Source organism: Pedobacter sp. HDW13, assembly GCF_011303555.1.
GTDB lineage: Bacteria > Bacteroidota > Bacteroidia > Sphingobacteriales > Sphingobacteriaceae > Pedobacter.
The window spans coordinates 3,083,520-3,099,563 of the sequence record NZ_CP049868.1; the positions used below are offsets into that span (position 1 = coordinate 3,083,520).

A 16,044-nucleotide genomic window follows, 5' to 3' on the forward strand; every position below is an offset into this window, starting at 1 on the left:
AAAGCCTTTATCAAAGTTTAGTTTGTATATAATGGCGCAAAAAAATGAATAGAGCTCATTTCTATTGCTTATCTTTCGGCTACCAATAAAATTTGTGCAAAATACACTGGCACGCGCAATACTTTGGTATTGATATTTTAGAAAATTACCCAAAATCAATTAAGAAATCATGGCAGAAGTAAAATTAAACCTTCAGGAAGATGGACCAAGCTCATTCGATATTTTCGACGAAAATGGTAAAGCAGGAGAAATGGTATTTGATATTCAGGGCAACGACCTTACGGTTTACCATACTGAGGTAGAACCAGACAGAGAAGGTAAGGGATATGCCAAGCTGTTGCTGGATGCGATGGTGAGCTATGTGAGGGAAAATCATTTAATGGTAATTCCATTGTGTCCATACGTGCATTTACAATTCAGAAGACACGAAGAATTGTATAAAGACATTTGGAATAAGAAAAACGAACGTTAATACTGTAAACCAATTGCAGCTGTTTTTCAGTCAGATTTGCCCCGGCAGTTCATCTGACTGAAAATTCCCCAAATACTTAAATACCGGCCTGACGGCTGAAATTAGCCCTGGATGTTTTTGACTAAATTTATCCAATACCTTTAAAACCAAAACTTAACTATTTTATAAATTACCTTATCCGAAAATGAAACTTGTATCCATTCAGAAAAACGTTTTAGTTGTGTTATTACTCTTGATTTCGCCACTGGTGAAAGCACAATTTAAAAATGCTGAAGCCGCAAAACAGCTTAACCAACTTCAGCAAAAATTTGTCGATTTGCGTTTTGGTATGTTTATCCACTACAATATTCCCACTTATGCCAATGCCGACTGGCCCGATCCTGATGCCTCGCCCAAATTATTTAATCCTAAAAAACTCGATGCTAACCAATGGGCTAAAGCAGCTAAATCGGCCAATATGAGCTATGGTTGTTTAACTACAAAGCACCACAGCGGTTTCTGCATATGGGATACCAAAAGCACCGATTACAACGTAATGAACAGTCCTTATGGCAAAGATGTAGTAAAGCAGTTTACCGATGCGTTCCGTGCCAACGGCCTGAAAGTAATGCTATATTACTCTATCCTCGATACGCACCATAAGTTGAGGCCAAACCAGATTACACCAAAGCACATCGACATGATTAAGCAGCAGATTACCGAACTATTGACCAAGTACGGTAAAATCGAGGCTTTGATTATCGATGGTTGGGATGCGCCATGGTCTAGGATTTCTTATGATGATGTTCCTTTTGAAGATATTTATACCCTGATTAAAACCTTACAGCCCGATTGTCTGGTGATGGATTTGAATGGAGCCAAATACCCTGCAGAAGGTTTGTACTACACCGATATTAAAACTTACGAAATGGGTGCCGGCCAGCGGATGCATAAAGAAAACAAGGTAATGCCTGCTTTGGCTTGTTTGCCAATTAATACCTCGTGGTTCTGGAAAACCGATTTTCCTACTGTACCCGTACGTAAGCCTAACGAAATTGTAGAAACGCTGATCAGACCTTTAAACGAGGCCAGCTGTAATTTTATCCTCAATGTAGCGCCAAACCGCGATGGATTAATTGATGATAACGCAATTGAATCGTTGAAAGAAGTAGGTAAATTATGGAAGAATGAAGGCGGTACTGTTATGTTGCCACCACTTGATTTACCCATTATTTCAAGCAATATCGCCATCAACCAAGCCGCAAATGCTACCTGGAGCGACGATATGAATATTATGGATTTTGCGAATGATGACAGTTACCGTTCTTCGTGGACCTCGAACAGCTCGGTAGCCAAACCCTGGTTCGAAATCGATCTTAAAAATGAGCAGGCTTTAAATATGATTGTTGTTGCCGAGCAAAAAGCTAACATAGATGAGTATGTGCTCGAATACTGGAATGGTGTGGAATGGAAAAAAATTGCATATGGTAATAATGCCGACAGGATCAAAATCCATCGTTTCGACCGTGTTTGGACCAGTAAGGTGCGTATCCGTATCGAACACTCGAAAGAAACTGCCTCAATTGCCGAATTTCAGGTTTTTAACGAAAGAAGATAAAAAACATTTAAATTTCTTTGCGACTGGTATGTATACTGGTCCAAAGAAGTTTTTTTGCTGATTATTGCAATGCTATTTAAATGAGAAAGCCTCATATTACTATGAGGCTGAAATTATTTTGCAGTATACAACATCCATCGTATAAAGCTTAAACCAAACAAACTAAATAATAGACAAACACTCTAAAATTTTGTTTTAATTTTTTTAAACTATTTTTATAAAATTGTTTGTTTTTTTATTTAAAGTGTTGATTATTAGTTTTTTATTTTTAAAAATTTGAAGTAAAACCATCCAGTAATTCCATGGTTTTTAAGGCCTCTTCTCCGCTGCAGGGATTTTTACTTTTATTCAGGAAATAAGCCACAACCTTTTCTATCATTGGTTGCTCTACATGGGCAAGCGGTAAAAAATCAAACTGTTCTTCTACACCGGTACGGATAATTTTAACCTGGTGGCCAAACATCGGGAAGCTGATTTTTCCTTTCGATCCATAAATATCGCAAACATCCATTTGCTGACCTTCGGCAACAGTAAAACACCAGGTGCCATTAAATACCACACCATTCTCGAATAAAATACGTCCGGTTACCAAATCATCAACAGGTTGTTGTTTCGATTGGTTAAGCGCAATTCCGCTAAAACTGTTAATCGCTCCGAAAAAGTAGAGCATCAAATCGAGCTGGTGCGGTGCGAGGTCGTGAAAAAGACCACCGCCGCCAATATTCGGATCCATGCGCCAATTGTAAGCTGTTTTGGCAATTACCTTGCTTTTTTGCGGTTGCAGCATGCGCAAATCAACAAAGCGGATATCGCCGATTATGTGTTTATCGATCAATGATTTTACTTTCAAAAATAAGGGCTGCTCGCGACGGTAATGCGCTACACTGAGTTTCACACCATAATTATTTGCTGCATTAACCATACGTTGCGCGGCAGCAGCATTTAAAGCCATGGGTTTTTCTACATATACCGGTTTGCCTGCGGCAAGTGCTTCAATGGTATAAGCTTCGTGTTGCAGGGGCGGGGTAGCAATATAAATGGCATTTATTTCAGGATCGTTAATCAGCTCAGATGCATCGCTATACCATTTCGGTACGCCATGGCGTTGGGCATAATCTGCAGCTTTAACTGCATCCCTACGCATTACGGCCACAAGCGACGAGTTGGGCACTTTATTAAACGCCGGCCCACTTTTAACCTCCGTTACATCACCACAGCCAATAATCCCCCATTTAATTTCATTCATAAAGCAAAGCAAATTGTTTTGGCTAGTAAGTTAGCAATAGACGGCGATTTTTAAAACCAGCATCGAATTTATTTGAAGAAAAGTAATTGCACTGTATAATTTGGTTAGCTGAAAGTTGTAAAGCGATATGCGTTTAGTATTCACATCAAAATTACTTACTTTTGTACGCTGTTAATCAGAATAGGTTTGCCAATAGTTTGTGTAATCTTCTGAATTTCAGTTAAAAAATTGATTATCAATTAATTAAAAAGAAAATTATGTCATCAGTAGAGACAGCTTACATCCCTTACAAAGTTAAGGACATTTCACTGGCAGAATGGGGCCGTAAAGAAATCGAATTAGCCGAAGCAGAAATGCCAGGTTTAATGAGTTTACGTAAAGAATTCGGTCCAACACAACCGTTAAAAGGTGCACGCATTGCAGGTTGTCTGCACATGACCATCCAAACGGCTGTATTAATCGAAACATTAGTGGCTTTAGGTGCTGAAGTTACCTGGTCATCATGCAATATTTTTTCTACACAAGATCACGCTGCTGCGGCAATCGCTGCTGCTGGTATCCAGGTTTATGCGTGGAAAGGTTTAAACGAGCAAGAATTTGACTGGTGTATTGAACAAACTTTACACTTCGGTCCGGAGCAACAACCACTAAACATGATTTTGGATGATGGTGGCGATTTAACCAACATGGTTTTTGATAAATACCCTGAGCTGATTGCAGCAATTAAAGGTTTGTCGGAAGAAACCACTACCGGTGTTCACCGTTTATACGAAAGAATGAAAAACGGAACTTTGCACTTACCTGCAATTAACGTTAACGATTCTGTAACTAAATCTAAATTCGATAACAAATACGGTTGCCGCGAATCATTGGTTGATGCAATTCGTCGCGCAACTGATGTAATGATGGCTGGTAAAGTAGCTGTGGTTTGCGGTTATGGCGATGTGGGTAAAGGTTCAGCAGAGTCATTAAGCTCACAAGGTGTACGTGTAATCGTTACCGAAATCGATCCAATTTGTGCTTTACAAGCTGCAATGGAAGGTTACGAAGTTAAAAAATTCGCTACAGCTGTTAAAGAAGCAGATATTATTGTAACTACTACAGGTAACCGTGACATCGTTCGTGGCGAGCATTTCTTAACTATGAAAGATAAAGCTATCGTTTGTAACATTGGTCACTTCGATAACGAAATCGATGTTGCCTGGTTAAACAGCAACTATGGTTCAACTAAGGTAGAAATCAAACCTCAGGTAGATAAATATACTATCGAAGGTAAAGATATCATTCTATTGGCTGAAGGCCGTTTGGTTAACTTAGGTTGCGCAACTGGTCACCCAAGTTTTGTAATGAGTAACTCGTTTACCAACCAAACTTTAGCACAGTTAGAGTTATGGACCAACACTGATAAATACGAAAACAAAGTTTATGTTTTGCCTAAGTATTTAGATGAAAAAGTTGCCCGTTTGCACTTAGAGAAAATAGGTGTAGAGTTAGATGTATTAGATCAACACCAGGCTGATTATATCGGTGTACCGGTTGAAGGTCCGTTTAAATCAGACGAATATCGTTACTAATTAAAGTCGGAAGTCTGGAGTTTATATTCAAAAGGGATGTGCACATTGCATATCCCTTTTTTGTTTTGTGAGCGTCATTTCGAGCAGAGTGCAACGTAGTCGAGAACCACGCAGTGCTCAGCGAAGCTAAATCGCGTCTGTAGGTTTCTCCATTCCGCCACCGGTGAAAAACCGGTTGGCTCCAGTCGAAATGACGATGTTTCTATTCAGGTTTATTTTACACCAAACAGTATTTCTTTGCCTGTTAAAATCCTACATTTGATAAAAAATAAGTCATGAGAAATTTAATCATTGCCTTGTGTTTAAGTGTATTTGCTATTTCAGTAAATGCCCAAACCACGCCCAAAAAAGCAGTTGCTGCAAAAGTTATCACCAAACAAACTGTAGATATTGCCTGTGGCGAATGTCAGTTTAAAATGAAAGGCAAGGATTGTGATCTGGCCGTGAAAATAGATGGCAAGCCTTATTTTGTAGATGGTAAAAACATCGACGATTTTGGTGATGCGCACGGCGAACATGGTTTTTGCAACGCAGTAAGCAAAGCAGAAGTAACCGGCGAAATTGTGAATAACCGCTTTAAGGCAAAAGAAATAAAGTTATTGCCGGTTAAGAAGTAGATTTTACCGCAAAGCGCGTAAAGTGGCGTGACGTATGGTTTACAAATAATCTGTACGCTTTATGTTTCAGTCTCTGTGAGCTTTGCGTATTTCTTAGCGTTCTCTGCGGTTAAAAATGCGGTTATTCAAACTCCTTTTCCAATCCCTGTCTTAAATCAAACAGCAGCCATTGCTTGCGGTTCACGTCGGCCTGTCTGTTTTTGAGCAGTTCTATAAAATCTTTCACGCCAATTTCTTCGTTTCCGTTTCCGTGGATCAATACAATACTTCCTGCATTGGGTTGCTGACCCTTGGCCAGCCAGGCATCGCTTCCAATGGGTATTAAACCATAAGCTTCAATTTTATCAACGATTGCCTTATCTGAAACCAAACCCGGGAAACGGAAAAATACCGATGGTGTTAAGCCGTTTTTGAGCATCAGTTTCTCATTTTCCAAAACTTCTACATCGAGGTTTGTTCCTGCGGCAAGCAAAAAGTTTTCGGCCAGGGGCAATTTGTTTACTTCATGGTTGTAAGAATGGTTAACCCAGGTAATGTCCAGCTCTTTTTGGGCTTCGAGGCTTTTTAGCCAGTTTAAATCATCTTCATGTTTTAACATCCATTTTCCCGAAACCGAAATGGCAAGAGGGGCAGGTTGCTCAATTTTTTTAAATTCATCAAAAACCGATTGAAAAATAATACGGTCTAAGGCTTTGTGAGAAGGGCAGAGGTCGATGGTTAACGTAATTCCCTTTTCATTAGGGAAAGCATGGTCGATACCTGCATTTTGCAGCTGAATATCTTTAGCCGCTGCTGCTTCAATAGATTTTACGTAAGCCGAATTTTTAAAAATTGCCAGCACATTTGGCCATTTCAGGCTGCTGGTGGTGTAGTTATTGGCTAAATCAACTTTGGTATCTAATGTTTGTGGATTAACCAATAACAGATACTTTACTCTTTCAGCGGCGAAGCTCCTAATAGCAAGCCATTGGTCAGTAGCGCCTTTTGCCAAAGCATAATTTACCTTGTACTTGCTTATCGATTCAAATTTTTGGGCATAAACGCAGGTGTTCAGCAGTAAGAATAGAAAAAGCGCTTTAAGTTTTAGCATGATTAAAAGTGGCTTAAATAAATTGGGTATTAGCTGCCTTTTTATCTTTCTTTTTATCTTTCAAACTTTCTTTATAGTCTTTTTTAAGCTCCTTTAAATCAGCTTTCATTTCTTTTCTGGCTTCTCTTTTTTCGGCAGCAGAATCGTAATCGCCATTTTTAAAATCGTCAATAATTTCTTTTTTCTCCAACTCGTAATCCAGTTCGTCGGCATGATCTGCCATACCTTTGGCAATCAGGTTGGCTATAGCACGCTGATCGGTTGTATTGCCTGATTTGCTCATCGCTTCTGCCGATTTTAACTGTTTCATCATGGTTTTAACCAAACTTTTGGGCAATGCTCTTTTGAGCTCGTTTTCCACGCTTTTCCAATCCTGACTGCTCATTTTCTTAGTGGTATCAATACTTGTAACTGCTATTTGGGGAAGTATTTTAGCTTGTTTAACTGATTTTTGTTCAAGAGCGAGGAGTTTACTGGCAGTTAACACCAACAAGAAGATGATAATTTTTTTCATAAGTGCGAGGTTAAATGTGCCTTGAAACTAATCAATTTTCGTTAGAATGTAAAACTAAAGGCAATTTACGCAAATTGCTTAAAGCTTATTTAAAATCTTTCTAATTTAGCTCAAATCCATTATCTTTACCAGAACAGTAATGAATAAAGAAAAAGTAAAATTATGGTTCAAAAGGGTAGGCCTGGTAGGCTTCCTGTTCTTCCTGATTAAAGGGTTGATTTGGCTTGTTGTGTTTTACTTTATCGGGAAAAATGTGGCTTAAAAGTTCATTGGTTCTGTAGCCAGAGCAAATTAATTCGCCAAATCGTCATCCTAATCCGAGATGTTTCAGGATCTCTTCAATACATTAAAACATATTAATTCATCATAGGAGAAGTTAAGACAGTTAAGTAAAATTAGGTCTGTTGTACATTTTCTTAATAATTTTAATTCTTAATGGTAAATTGTTACCATTTATCTAAATGTAAACAGCATATTGGCCAAGAAATTCCATACAAAAACAATTACGATGGCGAAAAACTTGGCTACATAAAAGTTAGTGCCGTTTTTGCGTTGGTGGAAAAGATAAATGATAAAGGTATTGAGGCCTAAGCCAATTAAACTCACTACTAAAAATTTGGTAAACTCTGTACCCCAGTGGGCGTTGGTGCTTTCGAATGTCCAAACACGGTTAATGAGGTAATTATTGGTTACCGCCAGGGTAAAACCAATAGCGTTGGCTACATACTTATTTACCTTTATTTTTTCTTTGAAAAGCCATGTTGCACCAAAATCGATCGCCATTCCGAGTAGTCCGGTTAACCCAAATTTTATAATGCGGAAGAATAAATCCATTTTAATGCAATTTAACCAGGTAAAAATGTTCTAATAACTGAGGACGCGTTTTGGCATTGATAAATTTAGGGGTAAGCTTAGTAATGTGATAGTATTCGAACGATTTTAGTACTGTTGCGCTATAATCTTTTTTCAATTTAGGCAGTTCCGTTTCAGGAGCGTAAATCACCAGATTTTCATCGCCCTTAAATTTATCCAGTTCTTCGTAGTCCCAAAAATATTTTGGATCTCCCGATGCATAAAAATCAAAAGAATAAGCATCAGGGTACATTAAAACTGAAGCTTTCGCTTGCGGGTAATTTGCTTTTAACCAGTTGCCGGCCTCCATGCCCGATTCGTATTTCAACACCGAGGGATAGAAAAATATTGAAAGGAACAACATCAGGCTTGCTGAGATAATGGTACTTCTCGCCAAAATGGTTTCGGTTTTAATTCCTTTAAACACCATGAACGAGGCAATAAGTACCACAACTAAGATGGTAATGGCCAGGTAATTGTTTTTAAAGCCAAAGGCAATAGCCACCAGGCTAAGGATTAAAGTAATCAGCACAGCCAAAACATTTTGAATAGTAAAAAAGACTTTCAAGCTTTTGCTTTCCAGTTTTTGAAGGTACAAAGCTGTAATGATGGCAAATTGTGGCAAAATAATTAAAATGTAGTGGGGCAGCTGAAATTTCGATAAAGAGAAAAGCAGGAAGGTGATTGCTGCACTCGTCCAGATCATGATGCTTTCGGGAGGTAAATTGCTGCGGTTTTTCTTTTTGAATAAATTAACCACGGCAGTATAAAATAATATCGACCAGGGTAAAAATGCCCAAAGTGTGGTATGCAAAAAGAAAGAAATATCGCCTTTACCTTTAATGGGACCATTGTTAAAAAAGCGCCCAAACTGACTATCCCAAAAGAAAAACTTTATGCCCGATATCCCCGTTTTCCCAAACACCAGCTTTTCAGGATGTAAATCAAACTGAACGTAAAGGGTGTACAGTTCCGGAATGATAAAAATGAAAATCAGTACAATGGCCAGCCACCATTTTAATTTTAATAGTTGCTTAAACTGTTTGGTTAGGAGCCAATAAATAATGAAACCACCAAAAACCGGAATCAAAACAAATATGCCTTTAATCATAATGGCACAGGCCGAGAAGAATGAGCCCAGCACAATATGCCAAAAAGAACTTTGATGCGCTTTATAGTAGTGATAAATGGCTGCTAAGGTAAAGGTGGTAATGTAAACCTCGGCGCGAACATCGAAGGTTGAAATGAGTATATGCAGTGAACTAAGCAAAATCAGCGCACTGATTAATCCGGTCTTTTCACTATAAATGCTTTTAGCAAGTTTATACAAATACCAGGCACCCAGCAGACCGGCGAGAAAAGATGGAAGTTTATAAGCAAAGGCATTAATGCCAAAGATTTTAAATGAGGCGGCGGCCAGCCAGAAGGTTAAATGTGGTTTATCGAGCCAGTCTAATCCACGCACATAAATGTTAACCCAGTCGTTTCTAAGTACCATATTTTTGGCAATAGAAGCGTAGAGTGCCGAATCGGGTTCCATTATACCGCCGAATAGGGCAAAAGTACTCACCAGTACAATTAGTGCAATCAGGAGCTTATATAATGTAGTATCCTTTATATTCATTTACGAGAAGCAAATATGAGCAAAAAAAAGTCAAATTTTTTCAAGGTTTAAGATTAACAAAGGCAAAGCCCTATCTTTGCTTCATGACAAAGTTATCGGTTAACATCAATAAAATTGCTACGCTACGCAACAGCCGTGGCGGTAATAATCCTGATCTGGTTAAGGTTGCATTAGACTGCGAGCGTTTCGGCGCGCAGGGAATTACAGTTCACCCGCGACCTGATGAAAGGCATATCCGCTATCAGGATGTTTACGATTTGAAAGCTGCCATTGCAACCGAATTTAATATTGAAGGAAATTGCCGCGAAGATAAATTTGTAGACCTGGTTTTAGCCAACAAACCTGCACAGGTTACTTTAGTGCCCGATGCCGAAGGGCAGATTACTTCTAACCACGGTTGGGATACGATTAAACACAAAGATTACCTGAAAGAAATGGTAGCTGTATTTCAAAATGCAGGCATTCGTGTTTCTATTTTTGTAGATCCCGTTGTAGAAATGGTGGAAGGTGCTTTAGCAACCGGAACTGACCGTATTGAACTGTACACCGAAGCTTATGCGCATAACTATTTTGCTGACCGTGAAAAGTCGGTTGTTAACTATATTGCAGCTGCACACCATGCCAATAAACTGGGTTTGGGCATTAACGCCGGTCACGATCTGGATTTACACAACCTGCATTATTTCGCACAAAGCATTCCAGGTTTGCTGGAGGTTTCTATCGGTCATGCCTTAATTAGCGATGCACTTTATTTAGGTTTGGAGACTACCATACAACGCTATTTGCAGCAACTTGCTTAATTAACCACAGAGTGCACAAAGGAATACATAGAGAAACAGAGCCTCTGTGTGTTCTGTGAAAACTCTTATTTCTCTGTGGTTAAAAAAATACATTATGCTTAAAGGAATCCTCCTTGTTTTTTTCGGTGCCTGTAGCTTTGGCATATTATCTACTTTTGTTAAACTGGCTTACCACGAAGGTTATACCCTTGGCGATGTAACTGGTGCGCAGGCTTTTTTAGGTGCCGTAATTTTATGGGTATTGTTTTTCTTTCAACGGAGAACATCAAATTATAAAGCTAAAGAAATAACCCTGGTAACCCCATGGTGGAAAATGGTTCTGGCAGGAACCTGTACCGGATTGGTGAGTGTTTTTTATTATCAATCGGTAAAACTTGTACCCAATTCGGTAGCGATTGTTTTGCTAATGCAGTTTATCTGGATGAGTATTTTAATGGAGCTGGTCTTTTTTAAAAAGAAGCCAACCGGATTACAATTACTGGCAATAGCATTGGTTTTAGGCGGTACAGTACTGGCCAGTGGAATGGTTGAAACCCGTATGAGCGATATGAGCTTAAAAGGAATTGGTTTCGGGTTATTGGCAGCGCTTTCTTATGCAGGCTTCTTATTGCTGAGTGGAAGGATAGGTAACGAATATCCGGTATTAAAGAAAAGTGCCTTGATGATTACGGGTGCCTGTATCCTGATTTTTATTCTTTTTCCACCAGCCTTCTTATTTAATGGTGCTTTAGGTGGGAGCTTGCTTAAATGGGGATTGATTATCTCTGTTTTTGGAACGGTAATTCCACCCTTGTGTTTTGCCGAAGGAGTGCCGAAAATTGGTACGGCATTAAGCTCGATTTTAAGTGCAGCCGAATTGCCGGTAGCTGTAATGATGGCTGGTTTTGTGCTGCAAGAACAGGTTTCATTTTTAAGGTGGGTTGGGGTTGTAGTTATCCTATCGGCAATGATTTTGCCTAATCTGAAGTTTCTAAAGCGGAAATAAACTTAATTTAACCGCAAAGCATGAGAAGCCAATTAAGCCGTCATTCTGGCGCAGGCCAGAATCTCTTATGTTTTAACCACCGAGCACACAAAGAAAAAGCACAGAGCGCTCAGAGTGATATTTAATAAACAATCCGTGGCTGGTATAACGATTAATCATCTTTAGGTGCTTTGCGGTTAAACTAAAAATAAATACCTTTAAAAAGCTTAACGCATTTACACATGAAAAAACTGATCATTTATATTTTATCTTTCGTTGTTATTGGTTTCACGGCCTGTAAAACCAAAACCACCATTAACCAGGAAGAAGCAGGCGAAGTAATTACCGATTACCTTAAAGCCAATCCTGAATATAAAACCACCAGGTTTAACTTTGGCGAAATCAAATTCAACAGTACCAACGATATGTTTGAGTTGGGTAAATACAAATCCTTAGCCAGCAAAGGCCTGGTAACACTTAATTTAAAAGAAGCCAAAAAGAAGTTCCTTTCAAAAGATAGCAGTTTTGTTTATCAGATTACGTTAACCGAAAAGGCAAGTCCACTGGTGTTAAAGCAGGATGGAGATAAGGCTACCGTTAAAGTGGTAGAGTATGTATTGGCAGATGAGAAGCCTGTTGATTTTTCGCAGGTAAATTCGAGCACTGCAAAGGTAACCGTATCTTTAAAAATGGTAACCACAGATTTTGAGCCTTTTGATAAGGATGCCAATAAGAACAGCAATTTCATTACCAAAACCTACAAGCTGAAGCTGAGTAAGGATGAGGGTTGGAAGGTGCAGAAGTAAAGAGAAAGACAATATTTTAAATCCCCAATATTTGTAGGCTTTAAGGTGAAAACATTTTTTATGTTGAATTTGCTTTTTACATTGCTTTTGTATTCTTGCTCAAACAGTTCTGCAGGAAATCAACTGAGTATAAATCAGATTATGGAATCTGATGGTGCTTCCGGTATTAATGATTCATACGTCGCAACAGGTTTTTATTTTCTTGCAGATGAAGGACAGGGAATAAAAATGAAAAAAGATCATTCTACAGAATATTATCATATTTCCAAAAAGCCATTTGCGTCAATAACTAATATATTACGTGCTACAGTACAAAAAAATGTAATTGACCAAAATGAGACATACGGTGTCGTAATTGTTTTTGACAATAAGGGTACTAAAGATTTGGAAGAAGGGACAGGAAATGACAAATATCCATATATAGCTGTAGTGATAGCTAATAGATTGATGTATGTTATAGAAAATAAATCAAAAATAAAGACCGGTGTAATGAATATTTATCTTCAAGACTATTCAGAAAAAGAAGTTGGTGATATGATAGATTCAATAAATAAGAAGAAGTAATTTATTCTTTTGTTTGGTGCTGATATTGCAAACTAGAAGAAGCTCAAATACATATTATTATTCACTCAACGTTAGCGAAAAGTAATAACATAGTTCAATCAAGTATTTATAATCTTTATTTTTTGTAGACTCAGATGTTTCTAATTCTAACAGACGGCAGTGATTTTTTTTCTGCAATGCACGCTAAAAGATTGTAGCGGATAACGGGAACGAATTTAAATTTTAGAACTGCCAGTGCTTTCCAAACTAATATCCTATTTGCTTAAAAAGAACAAACGTTTGTCTTTTTGTTCATGTATAAAATCTACTGCTTTGGTAGCTTTTAAACTTGAATAAGACGCCTTTTTTACACTGATATATAGCGAAATAAAGCTTCGTTTTTGTTACCTTTGCACGCAAATTTATTATTCATACCGCATGAGCTTAAATATCCACTACAAGGAAGATTTTCAAAATCGCCATATTGCTCCTAATGAGGCTGATACAGCCGAAATGTTGCACACTGTTGGCGTAAATTCTATTGATGAGCTGATTGAACAAACCGTTCCGACGGCAATTAGGTTAAAACAACCGTTAAATTTGCCCGCAGCAAAATCAGAAACTGAATATCTTGGTGCTTTAAAACAAACTTCATTGTTGAATAAAGTTTTCAAAAGCTTTATCGGTCAAGGTTATTATGATACCATTACGCCGGGTGTAATTTTACGTAACGTATTCGAAAACCCAGGATGGTACACCCAATATACGCCCTATCAGGCAGAAATTGCACAAGGCCGTTTACAGGCTTTGTTAAACTTCCAAACCATGGTTATCGATTTAACCGGAATGGAAATTGCCAATGCATCATTGTTAGATGAAGGTACAGCAGCAGCTGAGGCCATGTTTATGCAATACAGCACGCGTAAAAATCAGGCAGCTAAGAAATTCTTTGTTTCTGAATTGCTTTTTGCCCAAACCATCGATATTTTAAAAACCCGCGCCAATCCTTACGGCATTGAACTGGTTATTGGCAGGCATTTAGATTTTGTAGCTACCGAAGAGTTCTTTGGTGCTATAGTTCAATATCCTGCTGGCAACGGCGAGGTTTTCGATTACAAAAACTTTGCTGCTGAGTTGCACAATTTGAACATTAAATTAACGGTTGCTGCCGATATTTTAAGTTTAACCTTATTAACGCCTCCGGGCGAGTGGGGTGCAGATATTGTGGTAGGTACTACACAACGTTTCGGTATTCCGATGGGTTTTGGTGGCCCGCATGCTGCATTTTTCGCCACGAAAGAAGAATATAAACGTTCAATCCCTGGTCGTATTATCGGTGTAACCATCGATAGCCATGGCGATTATGCTTTACGTATGGCTTTGCAAACCCGCGAGCAGCACATCCGTAGAGATAAAGCAACTTCGAATATTTGTACTGCACAGGCTTTATTGGCAATTATGGCCGGTTTCTATGCGGCATATCATGGTCCGAAAGGCTTAAAAGCTATTGCTGAGCGTACACATGGTTTAGCCATCAGCTTAGCCACTACTTTGAAAAACTTAGGTTACGAGCAATTAAATTCAGCTTATTTCGATACCATCCGTTTCGATTTAGGTGATTTAAAAGGCGGTATCCACGCTTACTGTTTGGATAACGAAATCAACCTGAACTATGTAGGTAATACCGTTACCATTTCAATTGATGAAACCACTACTTTCGAAGATATTACCTTAATTGCTAAAATCTTTGCAAGGGCAAAAGGCTTTGCAGGCGATCAGGTAGAGGTTGTTGAAAATGTAGCAACTGTAATCCCTGAAGCATTACAACGTACTTCGGCTTATTTAACGCACCCGATTTTTAACGCGCACCATTCAGAACACGAAATGTTGCGTTACATTAAATCGTTAGAGGCAAAAGATTTATCGCTTTGCCACTCGATGATTGCTTTGGGTAGCTGTACCATGAAGTTAAATGCAACAGCCGAAATGATTCCGGTTACCTGGTCTCACTTTGGTCGCATTCACCCTTTCGCTCCAGCCGATCAGGTATTGGGTTACTATTCTGTTTTTAACGAACTGGATAAATGGTTAAGCGAAATTACAGGTTTTGCTGCCATGAGCTTACAGCCTAATGCAGGTGCACAAGGTGAATATGCAGGTTTAATGGTTATCCGTGCTTATCACCACGATAGAGGCGATTTCCACCGTAATGTGGCATTAATCCCTGCTTCGGCACACGGTACCAACCCGGCTTCTGCGGCAATGGCCGATATGAAAATTGTGGTTGTTAAATCTTTAGAGAACGGTAACATCGACGTTGAAGATTTAAAAGCTAAGGCGGAATTACATAAAGATAACCTTTCTTGTTTGATGGTAACTTATCCATCTACACACGGTGTATTTGAAGAAAGTATTATCGAAATCTGCGAAAGCATCCACGCTAACGGCGGACAGGTTTATATGGATGGCGCAAACATGAACGCACAAGTTGGTTTAACCAGCCCGGCTAATATTGGTGCCGACGTTTGCCACTTAAACTTACATAAAACATTCTGTATCCCTCACGGTGGTGGTGGGCCTGGTATGGGACCAATCGGTGTGGCAAAACACCTTGTTCCTTATCTTCCTGGTCACGCTGTAGTTGATATCGATAAAGGAAAATCAATTTCTGCAGTTTCTTCTGCACCTTGGGGTTCGGCTTCGATCCTGATCATTTCTCATGCTTATATTGCAATGATGGGTGCTGAAGGTTTAACCAACGCTACTAAATATGCCATTTTAAACGCCAACTATATGAAAGCGCGTTTAGAGCAACACTACCCGGTACTTTATTCAGGAGCTCAGGGCCGTTGTGCACACGAGATGATTTTAGATTGCCGTTCTTTCAAAGCCTTCGGAATCGAAGTAACCGATATCGCCAAACGTTTAATGGATTATGGTTTCCACGCACCAACAGTTTCGTTCCCGGTAGCGGGTACTTTAATGGTTGAGCCAACAGAATCGGAGCCTAAACATGAGTTAGACCGTTTCTGTGATGCCTTAATTGCGATTAAAAACGAAATTACCCAGGTAGAAAACGGTACTTTAGATAAAACAGATAACCCGCTTAAAAATGCGCCGCACACAGTTTCAGTAATTACTGCAAACGAATGGGAGCATGCTTACAGCCGTCAAACTGCTGCGTTCCCACTTCCGTACGTGTTAGAGCGCAAGTTCTGGCCTTCAGTTGGTCGTGTTAACGATAGCCATGGCGATAGGGCGTTAATCTGCGCATGTCCGCCGATTGAAAGTTATTTGGAAGAGATTGTTCCATAAGGTTGAAGGTAGAAAGGTAGAGGGTTTAAG

15 protein-coding genes are annotated in these 16,044 nt (G+C 39.1%); 10 read left to right on the plus strand and 5 right to left on the minus strand.

All coding sequences use genetic code 11. The features are described 5' to 3' along the window. Nucleotides 1-169: 169 nt before the first annotated feature. Nucleotides 170-472, plus strand: a complete 303-nt coding sequence (locus G7074_RS13175; protein WP_124561602.1) for a GNAT family N-acetyltransferase — start codon at nt 170-172, stop codon at nt 470-472. A 184-nt stretch (nt 473-656) separates the two neighbouring features. Then, nucleotides 657-2,069 (plus strand): alpha-L-fucosidase, encoded by a 1,413-nt coding sequence (locus G7074_RS13180; RefSeq protein WP_124561603.1) that lies wholly within the window; start codon nt 657-659, stop codon nt 2,067-2,069. Between the two features lie 268 nt (nt 2,070-2,337). Here the strand turns inward: G7074_RS13180 and G7074_RS13185 are convergent, their stop codons facing one another. Next, complete coding sequence (locus G7074_RS13185; RefSeq protein ID WP_166208765.1) at nt 2,338-3,315, minus strand: Gfo/Idh/MocA family protein; 978 nt, start codon at nt 3,313-3,315, stop codon at nt 2,338-2,340. 257 nt (nt 3,316-3,572) lie between these two features. Here G7074_RS13185 and ahcY point away from each other — a divergent pair, with 257 nt between their 5' ends. Continuing rightward, complete coding sequence (gene ahcY, locus G7074_RS13190; RefSeq protein ID WP_124561605.1) at nt 3,573-4,889, plus strand: adenosylhomocysteinase; 1,317 nt, start codon at nt 3,573-3,575, stop codon at nt 4,887-4,889. A gap of 275 nt (nt 4,890-5,164) precedes the next feature. After that, the gene (locus tag G7074_RS13195) at nt 5,165-5,506 is read left to right on the plus strand and encodes a DUF6370 family protein (RefSeq protein WP_124561606.1); all 342 of its coding nucleotides are present in this window, start codon (nt 5,165-5,167) and stop codon (nt 5,504-5,506) included. A 121-nt stretch (nt 5,507-5,627) separates the two neighbouring features. Here the strand turns inward: G7074_RS13195 and G7074_RS13200 are convergent, their stop codons facing one another. Then, nucleotides 5,628-6,596 (minus strand): polysaccharide deacetylase, encoded by a 969-nt coding sequence (locus tag G7074_RS13200; RefSeq protein ID WP_124561607.1) that lies wholly within the window; start codon nt 6,594-6,596, stop codon nt 5,628-5,630. Nucleotides 6,597-6,609: 13 nt separating this feature from the next. Beyond that, on the minus strand, nt 6,610-7,110 hold the full coding sequence (locus tag G7074_RS13205) for a hypothetical protein (RefSeq protein ID WP_124561608.1): 501 nt from the start codon (nt 7,108-7,110) through the stop codon (nt 6,610-6,612). A 139-nt stretch (nt 7,111-7,249) separates the two neighbouring features. On the opposite strand from G7074_RS13205, the gene G7074_RS27615 reads away from it, so the two are divergent. Further along, nucleotides 7,250-7,372, plus strand: coding sequence for a hypothetical protein (locus G7074_RS27615; RefSeq protein ID WP_255420129.1), 123 nt, complete (start codon nt 7,250-7,252; stop codon nt 7,370-7,372). A 191-nt stretch (nt 7,373-7,563) separates the two neighbouring features. On the opposite strand, the gene G7074_RS13210 is transcribed toward G7074_RS27615, so the two are convergent. Continuing rightward, entirely contained in the window at nt 7,564-7,944 is a 381-nt protein-coding gene (locus G7074_RS13210) for a GtrA family protein (protein WP_166208768.1), read from the minus strand. A gap of 1 nt (nt 7,945) precedes the next feature. Next, a complete protein-coding gene (locus tag G7074_RS13215; protein WP_166208771.1) occupies nt 7,946-9,586 on the minus strand; it encodes a glycosyltransferase family 39 protein in 1,641 nt (546 codons plus the stop codon). Nucleotides 9,587-9,669: 83 nt separating this feature from the next. On the opposite strand from G7074_RS13215, the gene G7074_RS13220 reads away from it, so the two are divergent. The 5 genes from G7074_RS13220 to gcvP all read left to right on the plus strand — a co-directional run bounded on the left by G7074_RS13220 (nt 9,670) and on the right by gcvP (nt 16,014). Further along, the gene (locus G7074_RS13220; protein WP_124561611.1) at nt 9,670-10,386 is read left to right on the plus strand and encodes a pyridoxine 5'-phosphate synthase; all 717 of its coding nucleotides are present in this window, start codon (nt 9,670-9,672) and stop codon (nt 10,384-10,386) included. Between the two features lie 94 nt (nt 10,387-10,480). Then, nucleotides 10,481-11,371 carry a DMT family transporter gene (locus G7074_RS13225; protein ID WP_124561612.1) on the plus strand — a complete coding sequence of 297 codons (891 nt, stop codon included), beginning with the start codon at nt 10,481-10,483 and terminating at the stop codon, nt 11,369-11,371. 221 nt (nt 11,372-11,592) lie between these two features. Next, nucleotides 11,593-12,156: a hypothetical protein gene (locus G7074_RS13230; RefSeq protein WP_124561613.1), complete on the plus strand. Its 564-nt coding sequence runs from the start codon at nt 11,593-11,595 to the stop codon at nt 12,154-12,156. Between the two features lie 141 nt (nt 12,157-12,297). Next, nucleotides 12,298-12,720, plus strand: a complete 423-nt coding sequence (locus tag G7074_RS13235) for a hypothetical protein (protein WP_124561614.1) — start codon at nt 12,298-12,300, stop codon at nt 12,718-12,720. A 417-nt stretch (nt 12,721-13,137) separates the two neighbouring features. Continuing rightward, the gene (gene gcvP / locus G7074_RS13240; RefSeq protein WP_166208774.1) at nt 13,138-16,014 is read left to right on the plus strand and encodes an aminomethyl-transferring glycine dehydrogenase; all 2,877 of its coding nucleotides are present in this window, start codon (nt 13,138-13,140) and stop codon (nt 16,012-16,014) included. The last annotated feature ends 30 nt before the right edge of the window (nt 16,015-16,044 follow it).